The sequence below is a fragment of the Hoylesella timonensis 4401737 = DSM 22865 = JCM 15640 genome (assembly GCF_000455445.1).
Classification (GTDB): Bacteria; Bacteroidota; Bacteroidia; order Bacteroidales; family Bacteroidaceae; genus Prevotella; species Prevotella timonensis.
The window spans coordinates 193,583-218,037 of the sequence record NZ_HG417094.1 but is presented as its reverse complement, the minus strand read 5'-3'; the positions used below and the strand labels follow the sequence as shown (position 1 = coordinate 218,037).

Here is a 24,455-nt window from a genome sequence, read left to right as displayed (position 1 = left end):
TACCATATTCAATGATATTTATCTTATCTTGCGTTTCTTATGCTGAAGCCACTGCGGTGCTCATTTCCATGTCTTTATCTTCATCGGTTACTTGTTTTTTCTTCGCCGACCGACTCACACTAAGGATAGCCCCAATATACACACAGTTGATGATTGTTGACGTTCCGCCCTTGCTCACTAAAGGAAGCGGCTGCCCAGTAACAGGTGCCAAGCCCACTGCAACGCACATATTGAACAACGCTTGGGTCACCAAAAGCAAAGCCAAGCCCATGGCAAGAAAGGCAGGGAAGTTGTTTTCACAGCGATTGGCTATCTGTCCCGTCCTGAAGAGAAGGATGATATAGAGCATGGCGACAAAGACACCCCCGATAATTCCCATCTCTTCGATGATGATTGCATAGATGAAATCGGAGAAGGCTTGGGATAGGAAATCGCGTTCCACCGAATTTCCTGGACCTTTTCCAATCACGTTGGAGGAGACAATGGCAATGTTGGCATGCCCAATCTGCCCGTCTTTGTCCAAATCGAAATCCTCAGGAGCAATCTCTTTACCATCAATGAAACGATCTATGCGCGCTTTCCATGTGTCAAAACGGTGAAAGACTTTCGTGAACATCGTTGTTTCCTCTTTCTCCGCTGTATTGGATACTTGTACAACTTGTTGTCCCTGGGCATTTATTTTTTCCCTATCTTGTCCCACTAACATAACGAGTGCGAACACTGTTACTATGAGTAACGTAACGATACCCAACACCTTGCCTAATATTTTGCCAGGCACTCGTCCTATCATCATCATGAGGAAGATAACTAAACACAGCAACATGGCTGTAGAAAGATTTTCCACCATAATGAACGGTACGATGCAGCCACTGACAATAAGGATGTATTTGAAAGCATTTTTGTCTGCTCCCTGCTCCGTTTGCATGGCACTTAAAATCTGTGCAGTGGCCAAAACCATCGTGCCTTTGGCTATTTCGGACGGTTGAAACTGAATGCCGATGATGCTAATCCAACGTTGGGCACCATTGGTGGACTGTCCTGCAATGAGTACTGTAACCAAGGCAATGATTGAGATTACGAGCAGGAAAGGAGTCACTATCTTGAAATATTTGCACTTGATATTCAGCGTCACGACCATTGCAAACACACCAACGAGCAAGATTCCAGTGTGCTTGACGATAGGAGCCCAGTAATGTCCGCCCTTATAAGTCAAACCTGCGGAGGCAGAATATACTTCGACGATCGAGATGATACATAAAAAGAAAAAGACCATCCAAATCACCTTGTCTCCCTTAAAGATATTTCCTAATGTTTTATCCATTATAAATTTCTTACCAATGTCTTAAACTGATTTCCTCTATCTTCCATATTTTTGAACAAGTCGAAGCTGGCACAGCAAGGGCTTAGCAATACCGTGTCGCCAGGACGTGCCATGTCATAGCAGGCTTCTACACATTCTTTCATAGAATGGGTATCACGCACAGGGATGCCCAAGGAGTCGAAATTGTTGTGAAGTTTCGTATTATCTGCGCCTAAATACACTAATCCAACGCATTTCTTTTTTACCAACTCCTTAATAAGTTGGTAGTCATTCCCCTTATCTTTTCCTCCAAGAATCAAGATTGTCGGTGTATTCATGCTCTCCAATGCGTACCAACAAGCATCGACATTCGTGGCTTTCGAATCATTGATATATTCTACACCACCCACTTTGCACACCTTTTCCAACCGATGTTCCACGCCAGGGAAGTCGCTCAAGCTTTTCCTTATCACATCATTTCGTATTCCGGCAATGTCAGTGGCAATACCTGCAGCCAAAGAGTTGTACACATTATGCTTCCCCGTGAGTGAAAGTGCTTCTTGTTCCATGTTGAAAGGAGTGGGCTTTTCGATGGTGTATTGTCCTTCCTCAATATAGCCTATCGAACCTTTCTCTTTCAGTTCTGAAAATGGACACTGTACGGCTTTGATATCATACTTTTGCAATTCTCGCTTGATGATAGGGTCATCGTTCCAATAAATGAAGCTATCTTTTTCGGTTTGGTTTTGGATAATGCGCATTTTGGCGTCTACATAGTTTTGCATGCAGTTGTCATAGCGGTCCAAATGGTCGGGAGTGATATTCAACAAGATAGCAATATCTGCCTTAAACTTGTACATGTTATCCAACTGGAACGAGCTTAATTCTATGATATAGTATTCGTGTGGGTCTTCCGCAACTTGTAAAGCCAAGCTCCGTCCAATGTTGCCAGCTAATCCGGCGTCATATCCCGCTGCTTTGAAGATATGATAAATCAGCGAGGTCGTCGTTGTCTTACCGTTGCTGCCCGTAATGCAAATCATTTTAGAATGCGTATATCGTCCTGCAAACTCTATTTCGCTAATGATATTGGTACCCTGCTTCATGAGCTTTTGTATCATAGGAGCTTCCTTCGGAATGCCCGGACTCTTAATCACCTCGTCTGCATTTAGAATCAGTACGGGTGTATGTTGCTTTTCTTCCCAACGGATGTGGTGTGCATCGAGCATCTTTTTGTATTTGTCTTTAATCTCACCCATGTCAGATACAAATACATCAAAGCCTTCTTTTTGGGCTAATATGGCAGCTCCTACTCCACTCTCTGCTGCACCGAGAATAACGATTCGTTTCATATCTTTTTCCTTTCTATTCTAATCATAGTCACGTATCGACGAAGTTTTACAAGTTGCTAACGAACAATGCTTTATCTTTTAATATTAGTGGATACGTCTTATTGCTTTATTCACTCAATGACTTCATTTTATTGGAGCTAACCACTATCATTTATCTTATCTTAAGAGTAATAATCGTCATGGCTGCTAATATAATGGTGATAATCCAGAAACGAATGGTAATTTTCGATTCATGGATGGCCGAATGAGGTTTTTTAATGAGGTAATTGCATGCAGGATCCAGCTGAGAATCTTGTGTGCGAAAATTGTCATGGATAGGAGTACGCTTGAAAATTCGTCGCTTTATCCCTTTTCTCTTCCCACTCTTGTAATAATATACTTGGAGTATCACGCTCAAACTCTCTACAAAGAAGATACCACAGAGTATAGGAAGTAACAACTCTTTATGAATGATAATGGCAGAGACCGCAATGATACCCCCGATAGTTAGTGAACCTGTATCGCCCATGAACACCTGCGCAGGGAAAGAGTTGTACCATAAAAAGCCGATGAGCGCACCAACAAAGGCGCACATAAAGACCACCAACTCCTGCGAGCCTGGAATATACATAATGTTGAGATAAGCAGCGAACTCAATGTGTGAACTAACATACGCCAAGATTCCCAGCGTAACGCCAATGATAGCCGAATTGCCTGCACACATTCCATCCATGCCGTCGTTAAGATTGGCACCGTTAGAAACTGCGGTCACTACGATAATTGTCATGATGACAAACAATATCCATCCTGCCGCAGTCTTGTATTTTCCGCACCAACTCATCACCCCCGAATAATCCAGATTATGACCTTTCACGAAAGGGATTGTTGTTTTGAGCGATTTCCGAGCATCCGTTCGATGCTTAATCACCATTTCATGACCTTGCTGCTCAATCGCCAAATTTTCATTGATTTTTACATCTGGTGAGGACCATAACACCAATCCTACTATCAAACCGATGCCTACTTGCCCAATAATTTTATATTTGCCTTTCAGTCCTTCTTTGTTCTTGCGGAAGATTTTGATAAAGTCGTCCATCCCACCAAGAAATCCCAACCAAACGGTAGTAATAATCATCAGAATGAGGTAGATGTTGCGAAGTCGTCCCAACAACAGTACGGGTATGAGTATGGCAGCAATGATGATGACCCCACCCATGGAGGGAACACCTATTTTATTAACTCCAAAGGGGTCGATAGAGGCATCACGTTGGGTTTCCGTGATTTGTTTTTGACGAAGATATTTAATGAATTTCTCGCCAAACCATGCTGAGATAACCAACGAAAGAATGAGGGCAAGCAGCGATCTAAAAGAGATATACCCCCATAGATGCGCACCTGAAATGCCGTATTGCTCTAAAAATCTAAATAAATAGTATAACATCCTCTAAGTTTAATAGGGTTGTGGAAACGTATTATGATTGTTTGAAAATTTCGGCCAGCACTTCTTTATCGTCAAAATGATGCTTTACGCCTTTGATTTCTTGATAAGTTTCGTGTCCTTTCCCTGCCACAAGGACAACGTCGTTCTTATGAGCAAGCATGCAGGCAGTGCGTATGGCTTCCTTTCTATCTACAATGCTCAACACCTTTTTCATATCCTGTGCATCCAAACCCGCCAACATATCGTTGATAATGTCTTGCGGGTCTTCAAATCGTGGATTGTCACTGGTGATAATCACTTTATCACTTAGCTGTACTGCCTGCTTTGCCATTAACGGACGTTTACCCTTGTCACGATTACCACCAGCCCCACAAACAGTGATAACATGACCTTTACCGTCTACTTCATGAATGGCAAGGAGTACATTTTTCAATGCATCAGGAGTATGCGCATAGTCCACTACAGCCGTAAATCCCTGTGGGGAGTGAAGCGTGTCCATACGTCCGTTGACACTGTGTAGCGTACTCATCGCTATCAGAATTTCTTCGCGTTGTTTACCCAACATGCGTGCAGTAGCGTAAACGGCTAAGAGATTGCTGACGTTAAATTTACCAATGAACTGCACTCCCACTTCCTGACCATCAATCTCTAAGTACATACCTTGAAAATGGCATTCAATGATACGAGCTTTGAAGTCAGCTGCGGTACGGACAGAGTAGGTCTTTACTGTTGCTTTGGTATTTTGCACCATGACCATGCCATTCTTATCGTCTGCGTTTGTAATGGCGAAAGCCGACTTGGGCAGGTGGTCGAAGAAAGACTTCTTAGCGTTGCGATAGTTCTCAAAAGTCTTATGATAATCTAAGTGGTCACGTGTCAGGTTGGTAAAAATACCTCCCGTAAAGTTCAATCCACCAATTCTCTTTTGCGCAATGGCATGTGACGAGCATTCCATAAATACATATTCACAATGCTGCTCTACCATTTTTGCCAACAGTTCATTTAGCTCTATGGGGTCAGGTGTGGTATGGTCGGCAGGTATTTGCTCATCCTCGATATAATTGCACACCGTTGAGAGTAAACCACAGCGATGCCCCAACTTACGAAACATATTATATAATAAGGTGGCAATGGTTGTCTTGCCATTTGTTCCAGTGACACCAATAAGCTTTAAGTGCTTGGAGGGCTCTCCGTAAAAGCGTGTCGCCACCTTACCGACAGCATCTTCGGTTGATGTGACGACAATGTAGGTAATGCCAGACAACGGTTCTTTCGGTGCTTTTTCGCATAGTACTGCGACAGCTCCTAACTGTATGGCTTTATCAATATAATCGTGTCCATCCACCTGTGTCCCTTTGATAGCCACAAACAGATGACCAGGTTTTATCTTTCGGGAATCAATGTTTACTCCCGATATACTGACATTCGTATCGCCCAAAATGTCAGTGCATTTAATGTCTTTGATTAATTCGTTACAAATCATATATTTGAATTATTGTGCATTAACTTAATGTAAGGAGGCATACTTGTTTTTTCTGAATGCGATGTCCTGGTGGAAGACTTTGTTGAACCACCTTCCCGCGACCGTTGAGACGCACCTTGACACCTCTGTTCTCGAGGATGTAGACAGCATCACGCGCACCCATTCCTAAAACATCAGGGATGTATTGATGCGTATACATCTTAGCTTTTTTTAGCTCGACAATCGAATTGTTTTGAATCTCAGCTGTTCCCCAGATTGGATTACCGTTTGCAAAGGTTCCACTCCAGTTACGGTTGGTGTTGATGCCCAAATGAGTCAACACATAATTGGCAGCAAGCACGTTTCCGTTCTTTACCTTTGGAACAAGAATGGAGGTAGAGTCTTTGGCATCTTTTACATCTAACTTTAAGTCTTGAGCCATGACGCCTTCCGAGATGTGATGAAAGACAACGCCACTCATCCCACCGCCCGAGGCAGGAAGTCCCGACTTCTGAATGCAGACAATACAACTGTAACGAGGATTGTCTGAAGGGAAATAGCCTGCAAAACTTAAGAGATAGTTGGTTCGCCCAACCTTATAACCGCCAGAACCTTGCGAGATTTGTGCCGTTCCTGTTTTACCAGAGACTTTGAAAGATGGCGACCCTGCTTTGCGTCCCAAGCCTTGACTCACCACATGCTCTAAGATTGTTTGAATCTCTCCCAGCGTTTTAGGTTTGCAAATCTGTGAACGCAATACCTTTGGAGGAAAATCAATGAGTACTTCACCGTCTTTTACCACCTGTTTGACAAATCTGGGTTGCATCATTTTACCATTGTTGGCAATGGCATTATAAAAGGTAAGCGTCGAAATAGGAGGCACTTGTGTCTCGTAACCAATGCTCATCCATGGCAAGGCAGTCTTGCTCCAGTTAATCCATTGTCCACGTTCATTTTTCTTAGGCATACGAATGACCGCAGAGGAAGAGCCTACCAATGGTATGTTAAGAGCGTCTGCTAAACCTGTACGGTAGAGACCTTGCACAAATTTCTCTGGGTTGTCACGATAATGATCATCAATGATGCGACTCACACCAATATTAGAACTATATAAAAGAGTTTGAGGTAAGGTGAGTGTTCCATAACCTCCGCGACGCCAGTTGTGATCTTTCATTTGTCTTCCATACATGGGCCAAACACCTCCAGCTGTTTCTATACGAGCCGTTGTATCCACGACACCATCATCAAGTGCAACCATCATTGAGGCAACTTTGAAAACCGAACCCGGCTCTAACAAATCACTGACCGCATGATTCTTAACTTCCCGATACTCGCCATCAAAACATTTTTCCATGTTTACAATTGCCTTGATGTCACCCGTTTTCACCTCCATGACTAAGGCAACGCCCACATTGCCGTTAATCTTCTTCAACTCATCAATGACAGCTCGTTCGGCTAAATCTTGCATTCCTACATCAATGGTAGTCACGATGTCTGCACCGTCAATGGGAGGGGTATCCATGATGTCCAAGAACTTGTTGAGTACTTTGCGACGATGTACGATACCGTTTTTACCACGAAGAATAGAATCGTAAGACAACTCCAATCCAAAACGAGCCGTATCCTTTGCCCCATACATGGCACCAACCGTACGTCCCGCTAACGAGCCATAAGGACGTTGCCGAGCGTTAAACTCCTCATAGTGAAAACCGCTCATATATTTGGAGAGATTAAATATGGGCAATGCCTTGATCTCCGTGAAAGAATTATAGTCGATACGTTTCTTCCAAATAGGCCAGTGACGACTTTGTTGCTGCCGTCCTGTCTCCAATTCTTTTCTAAAGGCAGAAGCAGGCTTTTCTGGAAATATCTGATGCAGACCTTCACAGATAGAGTCGAGCTTCGCTTCCCAAAGAGAATCGTTTTTCGAGGTTCGGAGACTCTTGAAATCCATGTACACCTTAAATTCAGGCAACGAACTTGCCATTAGTTCTCCATTACAACTTAAAATGTTTCCACGCATGGGCTTGATATCTACACTATCGCGCTTTACTCGATCGGCAACCTTTGTCCAATACTCGCGTTTTGCTGTCATAATATAGAGTGTTTTACCCACTACGGCAACAGCTACCAAGGTCATCATAATGGCGATGGCGCTGTAACGAGGCATAATTTTTTTATAATCAAACTTATTCATTTATTTGGAACTTGGATGATATATGGTGGTTGATTCGCAATCTTTAATACACTGTCTTGATTATTTTTAAGCATATCCAACACGTTGCTTTCCCTGCTTTTCTCGGTAAGCTGACTGCTGCTGGATAAAGCCTTATATCTTGCATCTTTAAGTTCTTTCTGAAGTTTATCAATCTCGATAAGGTTTTGCTGAACACTGTAACGATTAGAGATGTAAATGATAGTAAAGAACGTAATAAGGAGGAAAATCCAAATTTGTTTGCGCACAGTAGACGTGGTTAGAATATCTCCACCAAGAATCTTTCTTAAAGTAAAGTTTCTCGATAAAGGTGCCTCTTCTTCACGCGCTTGCTCTTTGATAACCTCTTTCAAGGTAGGCGCTTCTTCGCTGTTTTTATCTACCGAAGAATCCAACGCTGCATCCGCATCTTTATAAGCGTCTGTGGGAATGGGCTGTACATCTATGTCTTTTTCATCCGTTGTCATATCTTCTCAGCGATTCTTAGTTTAGCACTTCGGCTACGTGGATTTTCCAGTTGCTCTTGTGGTGTAGGCGTGATAACCTTATTGTTCAAAAGTTTGAAAGTCGTTTCAATTTTTCCAAAGAAGTCTTGCTGCACTTTTCCTTGTACGTTGCCTGTCTTCATGATGTTTTTTACCATGCGATCCTCTAAGGAGTGATAGGTGATAACAACCAATCTCCCACCAGTAGTCAACAACTCTTGAGCGCTATTGAGCAACTCTTTTAATGCCTCCATTTCATGATTAACTTCGATACGGAGTGCTTGAAATAGTTTTGCGAGGTCTTTCTTCTCACGCGCTTTTCCAAACACAGCTTCCACTGCTTGTATCAAGTCATGGGTACTTGTTATGTTCTTTTGACTTCTGGCTTTGACTAATAGTGATGCTATCCTTCGTGCATTTTTGAGTTCTCCATACAAATAGAAAATATCAGCCAACTGTTCTTCATTGTAGGTGTTAATCACATCAGCAGCTGTCAGCGACGCCTTGGTGTTCATGCGCATATCAAGTGGAGCATCAAACCTGAATGAGAACCCCCTATTTTCATCATCGAAATGATGACTCGAAACACCGAGGTCAGCCAATATCCCATCTATCTTATCTATCTTGTAATATCTCATCCAGTTCTTCAAGTATCTGAAGTTTGAACGTATAAAAGTAAAGTTATCCTGCAACAGCACCTCATGCCCTTCTTGTTGAATGTTTTTTTCCGCATCCAAATCCTGATCGAAACTGAAAAGATGTCCTTTTTCATTGAGATGAGAAAGTATTTTCATAGAATGACCCCCTCCACCAAAGGTGGCATCCACATAAATGCCCTCTGGGTGGATGTTCAATCCCTCAATACTTTGTTCTAAAAGAACGGGGACATGGTAACTTCCTGCTGTCTTTATCATCATTTTGAAGAATTGATTGTCGTCTCTTCTGTCGCCGAATTCATCAGGTGTTGCAACGCCTCTCCAAACTCCTGTGAGTCCATGAAAGGCTCTTTGACACGCTCATTGCACCACACTTCTATGGTATCGTCCATTCCAATAAATCTGACTGATTGCTCAATATGAGCCAATATTTGATATCTTTTGGGAATGAGAAAGCGACCATTTCCATCTAAGGTCAACAATTCTGCATCTGACACAAATTGTCGAAAGATTTGTTGCTCTGCCGCATTCCATCGAGATAGTTTTGCACGCAAGTTATCTAATTGCTCATTCCAAACGCTTTCGGGATAGAGCGTGAGGCAAGATTGAAATACATCTTTGCGCAACACCAACACTTCTTCGCCAGATGCTTGTAGCACCTTGCGGAAAGTGGCTGGGAGAAAGACTCTGCCCTTGGCATCAACCTTGGCTTCTATATTTCCTAAAAAACGCATGTGTACCTATTTTATAAGCAAAAATTTATTTGCTGTCAAAGATACATAAAATTCCCCACATTTCCCCACTTTTATACTTAAAATCTATATTTCAATAAAAATTTGCAATATTTAACGATTTAACTCCTGTGTTATCTACCTCCTCAAATGAAATAATTACCCTTGAAAAAAATATTATCTTAATGATAACCGACTTGTCATGAGCCAACTTTTGAGCTTGAAGAATGAAATGCCTTGTTGCAATGAAGTAACAGTTGAGATAATTTTTGAACAATTTTGCATAAAGAAGCGGTATATTACAAAAACTTATGTTACATTTGCAATCTATAAGTTTTATTGTTTCAATGCACGAAGAAATAGAGAAAACCATAGATATTGATGAAATCTTGAAAAATAAATTGGGAGACAAGGTCAACTATCTCCCCCGTTTTGTTGCGTCATGGCTCAAAAAAATTACTCATCAAGACGAAATCAATGTTTTTCTTTGGAATCATCGACATCTAACAGGAACAGAATGGTTGGAAGCTTGTATCGATTTCTTGGATGTCACCTTGGAGATACAAGGCGAAGAGAACCTGCCCGATCCGCACAATGGGAAACTTTATACCTTTGTGTCCAACCACCCCTTAGGAGGCGCAGACGGTGTGGCGATAGGTGCCATTATTGGGCGTTATTATGGTAACCAGTTCCGTTATCTGCTCAACGATTTGCTTCTCAATCTTCCTGCATTAAAGCCTGTGAGCATCGGTATCAACAAAACAGGCAAGCAAGGGAGGAACTTTCCTGCCATGGTAGAGGAAGGATTTAAGAGTGACAACCACATCATCATGTTTCCGGCAGGACTCTGTTCGCGAAAAATAAATGGACAGATTCGTGATATTCCATGGAAGAAAACTTTTATTTCCAAAAGTGTGGAGCATCATCGGGATGTCGTCCCCATTCACTTTGATGGTCGAAATTCTGACAGATTCTACCTTTTAGCTCATCTCTGTAAAGTTTTTCGCCTAAAGGTTAACCTGGCGATGCTGTTCCTTGTAGATGAGATGTTTAAGAATAAACATCAAACTTTCCATGTGAAAATTGGAAAACCTATACCTTGGCAGACTTTTGACAAGTCTAAGACACCCATAGAATGGGCGCAATATGTTCAAAACATTGTTTACCAATTATAGCCCGCAAAGGATGAAATAAAGAAATATAAATATCAATCAGACGTAGAAAGATGAGCGTTGACCCTTACCCAACCACCAGTAAATCTATTCTTTCTCACCAACCCTCGAAAAGAACCATGCAGCAAGAGATTATTGACCCCATAGATAAAGAGCTTTTGAAAGCGGAATTAACGCCTGACAAGCGTCTAAGGATGACCAACAAAAGTCATAATAAGATTTTCGTAATCACAGCTCACAACGCCCCTAACGTAATGAAAGAAATAGGACGTTTGCGCGAAATTGCTTTCCGTACGGCTGGAGGAGGAACAGGAAAATCAATGGATATCGATGAATACGACACCTGCGAAAACTGTTATAAACAACTCATCGTCTGGAATCCTGATGCGGATGAAATTATTGGGGGGTATCGCTATCTGTGTGGTGAAGATTGGGAACTTGACGAAGATGGGCAACCTAAATTAGCAACAAGTCATCTCTTCCATTTTTCTGAAAAGTTTTTGAAAGACTACATGCCCTACACTGTGGAGTTAGGACGCTCGTTTGTCAGTTTAGAATATCAAAATGTGCGTAGAAACACCAAGAGTATTTTTGCCTTGGACAACTTGTGGGACGGCTTAGGGGCATTGACGGTACTCAACCCCAAACTCAAATATTTCTTTGGAAAGATGACCATGTATCCGTCGTACATTCGTAAAGGGCGGGATATGATACTTTACTTTTTAGAAAAACATTTCGGAGACCGCGAGCATTTAATTGTTCCCATGCGACCTTTGAAGATAGAATCGAATCCGCAGGAGTTAGACGCATTGTTCTGTGGGAATGATTTTAAAGCCAATTATCGAATACTAAATCGCGAAATTCGACAGTTAGGCTATAACATTCCGCCATTAGTCAATGCCTATATGGGCTTGAGTCCTACCATGAAACTTTTTGGTACAGCAATCAATGATGGGTTTGGCGACGTGGAAGAGACTGGCATCTTAATCGCCGTGGATGAAATATTGGAAGAAAAAAGAGTAAGACACATCGAGAGTTTTATCAAGGAACACCGCGAATCGCTCGAAATCACATCAGGTGCGAACAAGGTCATTTACAAAGATAAATAAAACTTGTTCTGCTAATTCTGGCAGACGTTGGGAGAACGCAAAAACTGACAAGCGTTGATTCCTCCAATAAGATTATGCGCTCCACGGATTCTTCCACCTTCGCTTTTGGAAAGGAAACGTTGAATTTTATACTGAATATAAATCTATTATTAATTAATAAAACAAATGATTATGAGAAAAATTTCGATGATGCTATTAGCATTCGTTGGCATGTTGGGAATGGTGTCGTGTACGAATACTGGAAGTACATCCAAAGAAGACTTTACTACTTATGTAGAGCCTCGCATAGGAACGGCTCATTGTCGCTATTTCCACATGGCACCAGGTGCCTTGCCTTTTGGTATGGCAAAGCCCGGACCGTCTACCAATGGTCATTATGGTAACAAGTCTGGATGGGAGGCTACTGGGTATGATTATCGTGACAAGAGTATTGAGGGATTTCCTTGTTTGCATGAATTTCAGATTGGTGGCATCACGCTGATGCCTACCGTGGGACAGCTTTTCACCGTTCCGGGCGATACCGCCATGACGGGTGAGCGCAAAGGTTATCGTTCTACATTCTCACACGATGATGAAGTGGCAACAGCAGGTTATTACTCTGTATTGCTAAAAGACTACAACGTCACGGCAGAGGTTACTGCCACCACACGTGTGGCATTTCAGCGTTACACTTTCCCTGAAAGTAAAGAGAGCCGAATATTGTTCGACATCGGCAATCGACAAGGCGAGAGTGGCGCCGTAAAGGATGCCAAAGTAGAAATCAAAGATAATGGAACGGTCGTAGAAGGCTGGGTGATTACCTTGCCCGAATACGTGAAGAAATATCAGCCAGGGGCTGAGGTTCCTCTATATTTCTATGCGGTCATCGACAAGAAACCTACCGCTGTGGGAACTTTCAACGGCGAAAAGGTAAAGAAAGACTCGCTGACTGCTAACGGACTCGGTGCGGGTGCGTACCTTACTTTCGAGACTTCCAATCAGGAAAAGATTACCGTGAAAGTGGGTGTCTCCTACACTTCTGTAGAAAATGCGCGCTTGAATTTGGAGACAGAGGCAAAGGACATGGCTTTTGATGAAGCCAAGAAGCAGTCGCACGACACTTGGAACGAACATTTGAGTCGCATCGCAGTAGAAACAGAGAACAAAGACGACAAGGTAAAATTCTACACAGGATTGTATCATGCCATCTTGGGTCGTGGCATTGCCAGCGATGTTAATGGTGCTTATCCCAAACACGACGGTACGATAGGACAGATTGAAATGAAGGATGGAAAGCCAGCTTTCAACCTCTATAACACTGACGCCATGTGGGGAGCACAATGGAATCTCAACCAAGTATGGATTATGGCTTACCCAGAACACATGTCCGACTTTATCAGCAGTCACCTGCAGGTGTTCAAAGACAGTGGTTGGTTGGGCGATGGCTTAGCCAACAGTCGCTATGTGTCGGGTGTGGGAACCAACCAACTCAGTTTGATGATTGCAGCGGCTTATGCTTGTGGCATTCGTGATTTTGATGTCAACTTGGCTTACGAAGCTTGCCGAAAGAACGAACTGGATAGCGAGAACCGCCCATTTGGTGCAGGAAAGACCGATACCAAACTCTTTGTAGAACACGGTTATGTGCCTCATCAAGACACAGGTGAGGGAGCTGATGAAATGTTTATGTTCTCGGCATCGCACACTTTGGAGTATGCGTTTAGTGCATGGGCAACGGCACAAATGGCAAAGGCGTTGGGAAAAACCGACGATTACAACCAGCTCATGTCGCTGTCGAAAGGTTGGGAGCGAATTTATGACAAAGAAACCAACTTTGTACGTCCAAAGAAAGCGGATGGAAAGTTTATCGACAACTTCAACCCAATGCAGGTATGGCGCGGTTTCCAAGAGGGTAACGCATGGCAATATACTTTCTATGTGCCTCACGATGCCAAGGCTTTGGCGGATAAAGTGGGGACGGAAGTTTTCACCAACCGCTTGGACAGCATCTTTACCCAGTCGCAAAAACTAATCTTTAGTGGCGGTACAGAGGTAGGAGCATTCGCTGGTTTGGAGACCCTATACAACCAAGGTAACCAACCTTGCTTGCACATTTCATGGATGTTCAACGAAGCAGGCAAGCCGTCGCACACGCAAAAATGGGTTCGTGCCATTTTGAACGAGTTCTATGGCACCGACGGCATCCACGGTTACGGCTACGGTCAGGATGAAGACCAAGGGCAGTTGGGCGCATGGTTCGTACAATCTTCCATTGGTATGTTCGACGTGAAAGGCTTGACGGCACAAGAGCCAGCCTTTGGATTAGGTAGTCCTCTGTTCAACAAAATAACCATTCGTCTTAACAAGAACTATTATCCTGGCAAACAATTCGTTATTCAGGTGAAGGACAACAGCAAGGACAATATCTACGTGCAAGAGTACAAACTCAATGGAGATGTGCTGAACAGTACCTACCTGCCTTTTGCTACCTTTGCCAAAGGTGGGAAATTAGAGGTCACAATGGGTAACACGCCCAAAGATAAATACTAAGAAATGTAAAGATATTTCACATCTTATTTGGAAGTAAAATAACCTCCAAAATCTCAAGAAAACGTGCATAACTATTCAAAATTTAATAGTTATGCACGTTTTCTTTTCTCTTCATAACTTCCTTATATTCAATGCTTTAATTATCCCTCTTAGGAACATTGACGTCGTTCACATATCATAGCGTTATTAACTCATGGAGATAAGCGGCTTATCTCCGTAACTTTGTTGCCTTATCTCCATGGGTTAGTCGCCTTATCTCCATGAGTTAAGAAAAGCACCTAAATGACGCAAGGCAAACAAAAGCAAATTGTCAAGAATTTTACCAATTCTTCTACGTGACATAGACGAAAATGAGATGACTACTATTTGACTATTTAGGATGCTCGCTGTCCACATTTAATAACCGACACCAATTTTCATTCTATGATTGGGTGGTGGCTATCGGAAAATGATTGATTTCAACAACGCTAAACGTCCGCACATGAGCATAGGAATGAAAACTCACATCACCTTGTATTTAAGCAAGGTGTTTGGATGTAACCCCTTTGGAAAATGAAGAAAAATAGTTGTGTATCTGCTGAATATTAGTTATCTTTGACACGCTAAAAACTGATGAACGATACTTACAGGCTCACTTACCCACAAATTTACTGACTTAACTTAAATCATTGGAATGAAGAAATTTTTATTTTTAACGTATGTACTAACTATCGCATTCACTGCCATGGCAGCTATCCAAACAAGCCAAACGCTACCTACGGATGGAAAGCCTGAACATTGTTACACGATAGCCAATGGACAGGGTTATTATTGCAACGCAACCACATCTCCAACAAAGAACTCGGCAAATTATGCCAAATTTGCCTTTTACAAGAGTGACAAAGACGATTCCTACTACATCTATAATATGACCGTCAACAAATGGGTGAGCTATCAGGTAGCTGACCAGTATTCTCCCAAACAAGGCTTCGTGTTAATGACTGATGCAAAACAAACGGCTGCCATTTATAAAATCACGGAGATTAGTGGTGGTGCTTTCGAAATTCAACCCTACACCACCACTGGTGTTGCAAGTATCTACTTAAATTGGTTTCAAGGCGTAGGCAACTCTAATCCTGAAGACGGCACCGTTACGCTTGGACTTTGGACGGACAACGGCACTCAAGACGCTGGTTCAAGGTGGTTCTTGACAGAAGTGGGTGTAAAACACAACTATATTCTTTTCAGCGACGGTATGCCCAGTTCTGCAACGGTTACCATCAACGGGCAGGTGTTCAAAGGACTGAATGCACAGGGAAATCAATCGATTGCTATCGAAGGCGATCTTCGGCAAAGCGATGTGAAGGTAAATGTTGGTGGCGGTAGTGTGGCAAAGGTGACGATAGACAACCTCAACTACCAAATAGACGTGAAGTTCATCCAATTCTTTACGCCAACCAATGGCATTGAGGCAGAAAAGAAATATCCGTATTTGTTGCAAATGCCCATGGCTTATATCAAGATGACAGGCAACAACTTGCATCATACCACCAAACGAAGTGAGGCGGATAAATTTATCATGATTGAATCTGAAAGCCAAGGGCATTATTTCATCTATGACTTGTCTGCGAAGTGCTACCTTACTTATATCAACGTGGCAAACGGTAGTAGTCAAACACATACCAACGAAAGTTATGTGAGATATGCGACAGAAAAGTCAAAGGCAAGCACTTGGCAGATGTACTATCTCTCTGATCAAAGTGTGGCTATTCTTCCAAGCGAAATTACAAACCCCACAGCAAGTTCTCCCTCGCTCAACTTTACAGGTGGCATTGACTATGGTTGTGTCCTCAACCTTTGGCGTGCCGATGACGGCAATTCCGCATGGAAGTTTGTCGATCCCTCTGCAGGTTCTATGCCCTGCGCCACATTAATGTATGCCCTACCCGGTGCGCCATACATGCACAAGTTGACACCCAATGAAGGAGAGAAAGTCATTGATGTTGACCTTCAGGCAATCCCGACCCTGTCGCTGAAAGAGGATCGTATCGCCTTGGGCAATAAATACAAGTACGTATCAGGCACAGCGCCCACGAATGAGGGTGAATATGTGTACACTGTTAAGACCAAAGGGGACAACGGAGGAGAAGAGACACTGACTAAAGTGCGCCTTATCGTAGACTCTCACATGCAGTCTCCTACTCCTATGATGAGCTGGCTGACATGGAACTGGTTTGCGCATTCCATCGCTCACGATAAAATAATAGACATTGCCAAAGGCATGCAAAAATACGGACTTGTTGATGCTGGTTTCAATTCCATTGTGTTGGATGACACATGGGCTAAACAAACTACCGACAAGAACGACTTGACATATGACGCCTTAAAGTTTCCTGATGGCATTACTGGCTTAAAAACCGCCCTCAAGAAAATCAATCCGCAATTGAAGGTTGGCATTTACAGTGACGCTGGGTCTATGACTTGCGAGAATTATCAACCGGGGTCGTACGGACATGAAGCCCAACACATTGCGTTATTCGACTCATGGGGCGTAGATATGCTTAAATATGACTACTGTAACCGTGAAGCAAGCACTCAAGTAAGTTATTCCCGAATGGGCAAGGTGATAGCCGAACTCAACAAAACACGCAAAGCCAAGGGCGAAACGCCTTTCGTTTTCAATATTTGTGAGTGGGGTAAAACCCAACCATGGACATGGGGTGCCGAAGCTGGAGGATCAAGCTGGCGTGCCACAAGTGATGCTCGTGAAGACTGGATAGGTAACAACTCGAGACCTGGTGTGATTGGTGGCGTTGATGAAGTTCGACGCTTATGGATGTATGCAGGAGTTAACCGCTTCAATGACCTTGACATGATGTGTATCGGACTTCATGGCTTAGGAGGACCGAGCAACAATACGGCTACACATCAACAGAACGGTGGAAAGATTAATGGTTTGACCGATTCGCAGGCACGTACACAAATGTCATTGTGGTGTATGCTTGCAAGTCCACTGGCGTTGACGTGTGACCTCCGTGAAACACCTAAAGGTGAGGCGAACTCTATTCAAGACCTACCTACCCCACTGATTACCAATGCCGACATAGAAACGCTAACTGACAAAGAAATTCTTGCCATTAACCAGGATGCACTCGGACAACAGGCTGAATATATGGAGTCGCTTTCGACAGGTAAGGTGAACTACTCCAGTACGGGGTACGATGTCTATGTGAAAGATTTGACAGGTGGACGCATGGCGGTATCTGTGACTAACCGCAGTGGTTCGATGGTAGAGATACCCACACTAAAACTCATCAATCTTTATCTCAAAGCGGATACGAAATACGATTGCCACGAAATTTGGTCGAAGACTGACACTCAAATTGAAAACAAGTTGGTGGTGGGGTCGCTCAAAGCTTACGAGACAAAAGTTTATGTTTTAGCCGCTCATAAAGGTGAAGACACTGCTATTAAAAACATTGTAGGGTCTTTACAAACTAACAATGAAACACCTCGCTACGATCTTTCAGGTCGCATCGTGAACGAAAACTTCAAAGGCGTTTCTATAAAAAATGGGATAAAGACCATTCGCCTATAACCCTGAGCATACCTCATCGCATAAGATGCAATGGAGTTCTATGAAAAACTTCATTGCGTCTTATTTTTGAAAAAGAGCGTTCTTATGAACTTTATCTTTTTAGACAGAGAGGTAAGACCTATATAAAAAGGTGTGACGATACAGCAAATACTTTACAATGTATCAAATGATGGGCAAAGAAATGCCATTGATTTTTTGATAAATCTCCAACGCATACACATCGGTCATGCCACTGATATAATCGATGACAGCCATGATGCGTGTTTCAAGGTCGGGGCTTTGTATATCGTATTGGCTACTAAAACGGCGGAGGAGCTGTTGCGAATAAAACCGTTCGGGATTTACTGCGGCCTCAATCATCGTTTCCATCAGCGTTTGCATAATTTTATAACCAGCTAACTCTACATCCAACACGGGCTTGCTGTGATAAATGCGCTGATATGAAAGTGCTGAACAATGCTTGTAGGCCTGACGTTGCGTTTCGTCAATGTGGTCGATGAGGCTCCCTTCGAACGTTCCATTCAAGATTGCCTCCTCGTTAGCAACAAAGGCTTCAACGCATTTGTTTTCCAGTTTACCAACGGCACAGGCTCGCATATACACAACTTTTTCGTTGTTATCGGTAAGTCCCTCGTCAGCTATACGCTGTTTGATGTGCCGCTGTGTTTCTTCATCAAAGAAGCCCATCAGCAAATGTGCAGTTTCTTCAAAAGAAAGAATCTTGAGCTTATGGGCATCTTCAATATCCATAATCTCATAACAAATATCATCTGCGGCTTCTACCAAGTAAACCAAAGGATGCCGTGCATAGCGTATCGGTTCGCCTGGTTGCGAAAGTTTCATGATTTCTAACTCGTCTGCCACCTTTATATATGTTTCCTCTTCGCTGGAGAAAAAGCCAAATTTGCCGTGAATTCCTGCCAAACTGCTGGCAAAGGGGTACTTTACAATGCTTGCCAAGGTGGCGTATGTCATGACAAACCCACCGATACGTCTGCCGTTGAAACGATGAGTAAGCAATCTGAATGCGTTAGCATTGCCCTCAAAGTGGGTGATATCATCCCAAAAACGTTTGCTTAAACGTGATTGTAAGTAATTTCCAGCTCCTTCGGTGAAAAAAGTTTGTATGGCTCGTTCACCACTATGACCGAATGGAGGGTTCCCCATGTCATGCGCCAAGCATGCGGCACTCACGATGGTACCGATTTGTTCAAACAAGGTTCCACGCAATTCGGGGTGTCTTTCGCAAAGCAAAGTGGAGACATCCATTCCTAAAGACATACCGACAGAAGCCACTTCCAGAGAATGAGTCAGACGGTTGTGGACAAAGATAGACCCCGGTAGCGGAAAAACTTGCGTTTTGTTTTGCAGACGCCGAAATGGCGCAGAGAAGATGAGACGGTCGTAATCACGCTTAAATTCCGACCGATCGTCATGACGCTCGGCATGTTTTAGCTCTTGTCCGAAGCGTTTGTTAGAAATTAGAGTTTGCCACTTCATAGCACAAAAGTACAAGTAATTTGTGTAATTTGGTTCTTTTTAAGGATAAAAATGCCACATTATGGCGATTATTCGTTATTTTTGCATCTTATAATCAGCATCATACGAAGTAGAACCACTTGAGTGATGGCATGATTTCCAGATTAAATGAAGAATGAATGAGATGATACAGATAAAAGTTATCAACAAAGGACACCAGCCTTTACCAACCTATGCGACAGCACAAAGTGCTGGCATGGATTTGCGAGCAAACATAGAGGCTCCGCAGATCTTAAAACCTATGGAGCGCAAACTCATAGCTACGGGGTTGTATATCGCACTGCCCGAAGGCTATGAGGCACAGATACGGCCACGCAGTGGACTGGCTCTGAAACATGGCATAACTGTATTGAACACACCAGGAACAATCGATGCCGATTATCGAGGTGAGATAATGGTGCTGTTAGTGAACTTCTCTGACAAGGAGTTTGTTATCAATGATGGTGAGCGCATTGCTCAAATGGTCATAGCTCAGCATGAGCAGGGACAATTTGTTGAAGTGACACAGTTAGATGAAACCGAGCGAGGAGCAGGAGGATATGGTCATACTGGTGTCAAATAATTGATGGTTAGACGTAAATATTGAATAAGTTGAAAATATTGTATCAATATCATACCCCTTGGACATGGATTTTATTCATGCTTCTGTTTCTCTCTAAGCCCATGCTTGCACAAGAGAGACAAGATGAAGTTGTGACCGAAGAAGGACTGAAATCCATGCTTTGGGATGATGCTCAAACACGCTATGACTATCTGTTCTTGCAAGCCGTGTGCCAACAACTCAATGGGAAAAATGACTTAGCCTTTGACTTGTTGAAACAATGCCTTGCCATTCACCCACAAGCTGCCGAAGCTTATTTCTTACAAGGACAGCTGTACGCCAAACAGCGCAATGACTCATTGGCACTTCAAAATTTTGAAAAGGCTGCTTCACTCCAGCCAAAGAACACCGATTATCAAGAGCGAGTGGCACAATACTATATCGGTACGGGTGCTTACGAAAAAGCAATTACTGCTTATGAACAAATCTACGAAAGCCATCATGAGCGGTCGGACGTGCTCAATATTTTGGCACAGTTATACAATCAACAGAAGGATTATGACAAAATGTTGTCAATCATAGATAGAATAGAGTTGGCTGAAGGCAAAAGTGCAGAACTGACTTTGTCGAAAATGAATATCTATGAGATGCAGGGCAACAAGACCCGAGCCTATGAAACATTGAAAGCGTTGACAAAATCTTTCCCAAATGATGTTGAATATCGGGTAATGTTGGGCAATTGGCTGATGCAGAACGATAAGCAGAAAAAGGCTTATCAACTATTTGCACAAGCTTACAAGGAAGAACCTAACAATGCTACAGTACTGGCTTCACTGTACGATTACTACAACACGGTGGGTGATAAAGACAAGGCTATTGATTTGCGCGATCGTATTTTGATGAGTAAACAAACACCATTACAAACCAAATTAACGATGTTTCAACAGGTGATTCGTGACAATGAAGCGCATCAACGTGACAGTACAGAAGTACTCAACCTGTTCCAAAAAGTAATGAAAGCTAATCCCAAAGATGCAGATATCGCCTCTTTAGCTGCAACGTATATGTACTTGAAACACATGCCAACGGACACAGTACAGGCGGCTTTGCAGCATGTGATTGATATTGCACCAGAACAATCGGCTGCTCGACTGCAACTCTTGCAGACATATTTGCCCAAAAAGAATTGGCAGAAAATCATAGAGATTTGCGAACAAGGAGCACAATTCACTCCTAATGAAATGGCTTACTACTACTATTTAGCATGGGCGCACGTTCAGCAAGATCATCAAAAACAAGCCATTGAGGCTTTAAGGAAAGGCGTGAGTACGATTAACGCCAATAGCGATGCGGGATTAGTGAGTGAGTTTTATGCCATGATGGGCGACCTATTGCACCAACAAGGTGAAAAAACAGAAGCGTTTGCCGCCTACGATAGTTGCTTGCAGTGGAAAGACGACAACATCAGTTGCCTGAACAATTACGCTTACTTCCTGAGTGAAGATGGGAAACAGTTGTCAAAAGCCGAGGAGATGAGCTATCGAACCATCAAGGCAGAGCCTTCCAATGCCACTTATTTGGACACATACGCTTGGATTTTGTTCTTACAAGAGCGATATACAGAAGCCAAGTTGTATATTGACCAAGCACTTCAAAATGACACGGACTCTTTGCAAAGCAGTGTTATCATAGACCATGCTGGAGATATTTATGCTATGAACGGTCAGATGCAGCAAGCATTGGAGTATTGGACGAAAGCCTTAAAATTGGCAGACAAAAATGACAAAGCTTTCATTGAAAGAAAGATAAAACAGAAGAAATACATCAAAAAATGAAATACATCATACACTTTTTATACTTGAGTTTCGGGCTTCTCTTCATTACCTCTTGTGCATCTAAAAAGAGTATGACGAAGGAACCCGTAAAAGGAGAGATTTCCAAGCCATCCACTCAAATACCTGGGGAAGAGATGAGTAAACACCTCTTCGTGAAGAAGGTGATAGACAATAGGGTATATGCACCGAACATTGTGGGAAAAATATCTTTTCAATTAACACGTGGCAGTCAGCGCATCTCTGCACCGGGTTCATTGAAAATGCGTAAAGACAAGGTGATACGCCTGCAACTATTCATTCCGTTTTTGGGTAGTGAAGTAGGTAGGATAGAATTTACACCCGATGGAGTGCTGGTTATTGATAGAATTCACAAAGAATATGTCAAAGCCACTTATGACGATGTTGCATTCCTGCGAAACAATGGATTAAACTTTTATAGCTTGCAAGCACTGTTTTGGAATCAATTGATGATTCCTGGTGAAAAACAAGTTAAAGTATCTGACTTAGAAAACTTTAGAGTAAATCTAACTCAAGCTGGAGACTTTTACCCTATTACTTTAGTGAAGGGAGCTATGACCTATCTTTGGAATGCCAACAAAAACAGTGGGCGAATAGCTACTGCGGTGATAAATTATGAGAACAGTCAACAAGAAAAATCTGTTCTGACATGGAATTACCAAAACTTTAAGAGTGTTGGGTTGCAATATTTTCCTTCAACACAGTCGTTTACCTTTACAACTCGCCAAGGTGCAAAGACCCGTCAGCATGGAGAAGTAACGATAGCAATGGACGACCTAAAAACAGATGCTGATTGGGAAGAACGCTCCACCGTTTCCAATCGCTATCAACGAGTAGATGCAGAGGACATAATAGGAAAGCTTTTATACAGTAAATGAAACGATATCTAATTATACTTGTAGCACTGTCTTTGTCGATTTCTCTTTCGGCACAGAAGAAACGGACTCCTATTAAAAGGAAGGCAAAGACCACAAAGACTACAAAGAAGACCACAAACGGCAAGAAAAAAAATAGTAAGACAGCCAAGTACTCTACGCCATCCATCAAGGGCTTAGAGAATCAACGTAGTCAGGTCCGGCGTAAAATCAAGCAACAAGAGCGTGCATTGAGAGCAAATCAATCTGATGTGAAGAAGCGTTTACAAGATCTTCTCATTCTCAACACTGCCATCACGGACAGACAAAAAAACATAGAGACCATTGAGAACGATATTCAGCATTTGGATGGAAATATCCAAATACTGCATACACAGCTCCAAACCTTAGAGGAACAACTGGCTGAACGAAAGAAGAAATATATCAAATCGATGGCGTATATGACTCGTAGCCATACGATTCAAGAAAAACTAATGTTTATCTTTTCGGCAAAAGACTTTGCACAGATGTACCGTCGCTATCAGTTTGTGCGTGACTATGCTGCCTACCAACGTGCCCAAGGTGAAAGCTTGAAAGCCAAACAGCAACAAGTAAACGACAAACAAGCACAGCTGCATCGCGTAAAAGGACAGAAGAATAACTTACTTTGGAAAGGAAAGAAGGAAAAGGAAACACTTGAAGGCCAACAAAATGAACAGAAGCAGAAGGTAAGCAGTCTGCAGAAAGAACAAAAAACCATTCAAGTTGTCATTTCGCAACAGCGGCAAAAAGATGCTGCTCTGAATGCCGAAATTGATAAGTTGATAGCCATAGAAGTAGCAAAGGCAAAGGCACGTGCCGAAGCCGAGGCGAAGAGAAAAGCAGCATTGGCAGAGGCTGCACGAAAGAGAGCTGCAGAGGTTGCCAGGAAGAAAGCTGAAGCCGAAGCTGAAGCCCGTGAGAACGCACGACGTATCGCTGAAGCCAAACAGCGAGAAGAACAACAAAAAGCGCAAGCACGAGCTGCAGCAGCCGCAGCAGAGAAAGCTCGACAAGAACAGTCAGAAGCGCAAGCACGAGCTGCAGCACAAGCTCGAGAAGCGGCTGAACAAAAAGCTCGAGAAGCTGAAGCAGCGCGTGTGGCTGCCGAACGAAAAGCGGTAAGCGATGCTGTTCGCAACAAAGAAAACATTGAAAGAGCCCAAAAGAGAGCGGACGAAAGCTTGAAAATGAGTTCTGTGGATAGAATGTTGAGTGGTGGATTTGAAGCCAATCGGGGAAGATTACCTATCCCTATCACAGGAGGTTATAGAATTGTGAGCCATTTTGGACAGTATCAAGTGGAAGGACTCAAAAATGTGACGCTTGATAATAAAGGTATCAATATCTTAGGAAGTGCTGGCTGTCAAGCTCGCTCTATCTATGATGGCGAGGTGAGTGCCGTCATGACGTACGGAGGAACAACGGTCATCATGGTTCGTCACGGTTCGTACATTTCTGTTTACTGTAATTTGAGTTCCGTCAGAGTTGTGAAAGGACAAAAAGTAAGTACGCGGCAGGCACTCGGTACCGTAGGAAAAGATAACATTCTACAATTCCAACTACGCCATGGCACCGCTAAACTGAACCCTGAATCTTGGTTGGGAAGATAAGTTTGGGC

17 protein-coding genes are annotated in these 24,455 nt (G+C 42.8%); 8 read left to right on the top strand and 9 right to left on the bottom strand.

Annotated elements, in window-relative coordinates; all coding sequences use genetic code 11:
* Positions 1 to 37: 37 nt before the first annotated feature.
* The 8 genes from BN35_RS06595 to mraZ form a co-directional block, all read right to left on the bottom strand.
* Positions 38 to 1,321, bottom strand: coding sequence for an FtsW/RodA/SpoVE family cell cycle protein (locus tag BN35_RS06595; RefSeq protein WP_008123853.1), 1,284 nt, complete (start codon positions 1,319 to 1,321; stop codon positions 38 to 40).
* Positions 1,321 to 2,652 (bottom strand): UDP-N-acetylmuramoyl-L-alanine--D-glutamate ligase, encoded by a 1,332-nt coding sequence (gene murD, locus BN35_RS06590; RefSeq protein WP_025071877.1) that lies wholly within the window; start codon positions 2,650 to 2,652, stop codon positions 1,321 to 1,323. Before murD ends, BN35_RS06595 begins: the two co-directional genes overlap by 1 nt.
* A gap of 151 nt (positions 2,653 to 2,803) precedes the next feature.
* A complete protein-coding gene (locus tag BN35_RS06585; RefSeq protein ID WP_008123857.1) occupies positions 2,804 to 4,072 on the bottom strand; it encodes a phospho-N-acetylmuramoyl-pentapeptide-transferase in 1,269 nt (422 codons plus the stop codon).
* A 31-nt stretch (positions 4,073 to 4,103) separates the two neighbouring features.
* On the bottom strand, positions 4,104 to 5,555 hold the full coding sequence (locus tag BN35_RS06580) for a UDP-N-acetylmuramoyl-L-alanyl-D-glutamate--2,6-diaminopimelate ligase (RefSeq protein ID WP_025071876.1): 1,452 nt from the start codon (positions 5,553 to 5,555) through the stop codon (positions 4,104 to 4,106).
* 19 nt (positions 5,556 to 5,574) lie between these two features.
* On the bottom strand, positions 5,575 to 7,731 hold the full coding sequence (locus BN35_RS06575; RefSeq protein ID WP_028900918.1) for a penicillin-binding protein: 2,157 nt from the start codon (positions 7,729 to 7,731) through the stop codon (positions 5,575 to 5,577).
* Positions 7,728 to 8,216: an FtsL-like putative cell division protein gene (locus BN35_RS06570; RefSeq protein WP_025071875.1), complete on the bottom strand. Its 489-nt coding sequence runs from the start codon at positions 8,214 to 8,216 to the stop codon at positions 7,728 to 7,730. Before BN35_RS06570 ends, BN35_RS06575 begins: the two co-directional genes overlap by 4 nt.
* Entirely contained in the window at positions 8,213 to 9,148 is a 936-nt protein-coding gene (gene rsmH, locus BN35_RS06565) for a 16S rRNA (cytosine(1402)-N(4))-methyltransferase RsmH (protein WP_028900919.1), read from the bottom strand. The genes BN35_RS06570 and rsmH overlap by 4 nt, the downstream gene beginning before the upstream one ends.
* Complete coding sequence (gene mraZ, locus BN35_RS06560) at positions 9,148 to 9,624, bottom strand: division/cell wall cluster transcriptional repressor MraZ (protein WP_025071874.1); 477 nt, start codon at positions 9,622 to 9,624, stop codon at positions 9,148 to 9,150. Before mraZ ends, rsmH begins: the two co-directional genes overlap by 1 nt.
* 344 nt (positions 9,625 to 9,968) lie before the next feature.
* Between mraZ and BN35_RS06555 the strand changes: the two genes are divergently transcribed.
* From BN35_RS06555 to BN35_RS06540, 4 genes are all read left to right on the top strand, one after another.
* Positions 9,969 to 10,796, top strand: coding sequence for a glycerol acyltransferase (locus BN35_RS06555; protein ID WP_025071873.1), 828 nt, complete (start codon positions 9,969 to 9,971; stop codon positions 10,794 to 10,796).
* A 116-nt stretch (positions 10,797 to 10,912) separates the two neighbouring features.
* Positions 10,913 to 11,902 carry a GNAT family N-acetyltransferase gene (locus BN35_RS06550; protein WP_025071872.1) on the top strand — a complete coding sequence of 330 codons (990 nt, stop codon included), beginning with the start codon at positions 10,913 to 10,915 and terminating at the stop codon, positions 11,900 to 11,902.
* Positions 11,903 to 12,073: 171 nt separating this feature from the next.
* Entirely contained in the window at positions 12,074 to 14,431 is a 2,358-nt protein-coding gene (locus tag BN35_RS06545; protein ID WP_025071871.1) for a GH92 family glycosyl hydrolase, read from the top strand.
* A 673-nt stretch (positions 14,432 to 15,104) separates the two neighbouring features.
* Positions 15,105 to 18,008, top strand: coding sequence for a glycoside hydrolase family 27 protein (locus tag BN35_RS06540; RefSeq protein ID WP_028900920.1), 2,904 nt, complete (start codon positions 15,105 to 15,107; stop codon positions 18,006 to 18,008).
* 162 nt (positions 18,009 to 18,170) lie between these two features.
* On the opposite strand, the gene dgt is transcribed toward BN35_RS06540, so the two are convergent.
* On the bottom strand, positions 18,171 to 19,508 hold the full coding sequence (gene dgt / locus BN35_RS06535) for a dGTP triphosphohydrolase (protein ID WP_025071868.1): 1,338 nt from the start codon (positions 19,506 to 19,508) through the stop codon (positions 18,171 to 18,173).
* Between the two features lie 163 nt (positions 19,509 to 19,671).
* Between dgt and dut the strand changes: the two genes are divergently transcribed.
* The 4 genes from dut to BN35_RS06515 are packed head-to-tail and all read left to right on the top strand — an operon-like array spanning position 19,672 to position 24,447.
* Positions 19,672 to 20,109, top strand: coding sequence for a dUTP diphosphatase (gene dut / locus BN35_RS06530; protein WP_025071867.1), 438 nt, complete (start codon positions 19,672 to 19,674; stop codon positions 20,107 to 20,109).
* Between the two features lie 29 nt (positions 20,110 to 20,138).
* Positions 20,139 to 21,923, top strand: coding sequence for a tetratricopeptide repeat protein (locus BN35_RS06525; protein ID WP_051275174.1), 1,785 nt, complete (start codon positions 20,139 to 20,141; stop codon positions 21,921 to 21,923).
* The gene (locus tag BN35_RS06520; protein ID WP_025071866.1) at positions 21,920 to 22,819 is read left to right on the top strand and encodes a DUF4292 domain-containing protein; all 900 of its coding nucleotides are present in this window, start codon (positions 21,920 to 21,922) and stop codon (positions 22,817 to 22,819) included. The genes BN35_RS06525 and BN35_RS06520 overlap by 4 nt, the downstream gene beginning before the upstream one ends.
* Positions 22,816 to 24,447, top strand: a complete 1,632-nt coding sequence (locus tag BN35_RS06515; protein ID WP_025071865.1) for a murein hydrolase activator EnvC family protein — start codon at positions 22,816 to 22,818, stop codon at positions 24,445 to 24,447. Before BN35_RS06520 ends, BN35_RS06515 begins: the two co-directional genes overlap by 4 nt.
* Positions 24,448 to 24,455: the final 8 nt, after the last annotated feature.

Coding starts and splice junctions, on each gene's coding strand:
- BN35_RS06595 (WP_008123853.1), bottom strand. CDS start 1,321: ATGGATAAAACATTAGGAAATATCTTTAAGGGAGACAAGGTGATTTGG.
- murD (WP_025071877.1), bottom strand. CDS start 2,652: ATGAAACGAATCGTTATTCTCGGTGCAGCAGAGAGTGGAGTAGGAGCT.
- BN35_RS06585 (WP_008123857.1), bottom strand. CDS start 4,072: ATGTTATACTATTTATTTAGATTTTTAGAGCAATACGGCATTTCAGGT.
- BN35_RS06580 (WP_025071876.1), bottom strand. CDS start 5,555: ATGATTTGTAACGAATTAATCAAAGACATTAAATGCACTGACATTTTG.
- BN35_RS06575 (WP_028900918.1), bottom strand. CDS start 7,731: ATGAATAAGTTTGATTATAAAAAAATTATGCCTCGTTACAGCGCCATC.
- BN35_RS06570 (WP_025071875.1), bottom strand. CDS start 8,216: ATGACAACGGATGAAAAAGACATAGATGTACAGCCCATTCCCACAGAC.
- rsmH (WP_028900919.1), bottom strand. CDS start 9,148: ATGATAAAGACAGCAGGAAGTTACCATGTCCCCGTTCTTTTAGAACAA.
- mraZ (WP_025071874.1), bottom strand. CDS start 9,624: ATGCGTTTTTTAGGAAATATAGAAGCCAAGGTTGATGCCAAGGGCAGA.
- BN35_RS06555 (WP_025071873.1), top strand. CDS start 9,969: ATGCACGAAGAAATAGAGAAAACCATAGATATTGATGAAATCTTGAAA.
- BN35_RS06550 (WP_025071872.1), top strand. CDS start 10,913: ATGCAGCAAGAGATTATTGACCCCATAGATAAAGAGCTTTTGAAAGCG.
- BN35_RS06545 (WP_025071871.1), top strand. CDS start 12,074: ATGAGAAAAATTTCGATGATGCTATTAGCATTCGTTGGCATGTTGGGA.
- BN35_RS06540 (WP_028900920.1), top strand. CDS start 15,105: ATGAAGAAATTTTTATTTTTAACGTATGTACTAACTATCGCATTCACT.
- dgt (WP_025071868.1), bottom strand. CDS start 19,508: ATGAAGTGGCAAACTCTAATTTCTAACAAACGCTTCGGACAAGAGCTA.
- dut (WP_025071867.1), top strand. CDS start 19,672: ATGATACAGATAAAAGTTATCAACAAAGGACACCAGCCTTTACCAACC.
- BN35_RS06520 (WP_025071866.1), top strand. CDS start 21,920: ATGAAATACATCATACACTTTTTATACTTGAGTTTCGGGCTTCTCTTC.
- BN35_RS06515 (WP_025071865.1), top strand. CDS start 22,816: ATGAAACGATATCTAATTATACTTGTAGCACTGTCTTTGTCGATTTCT.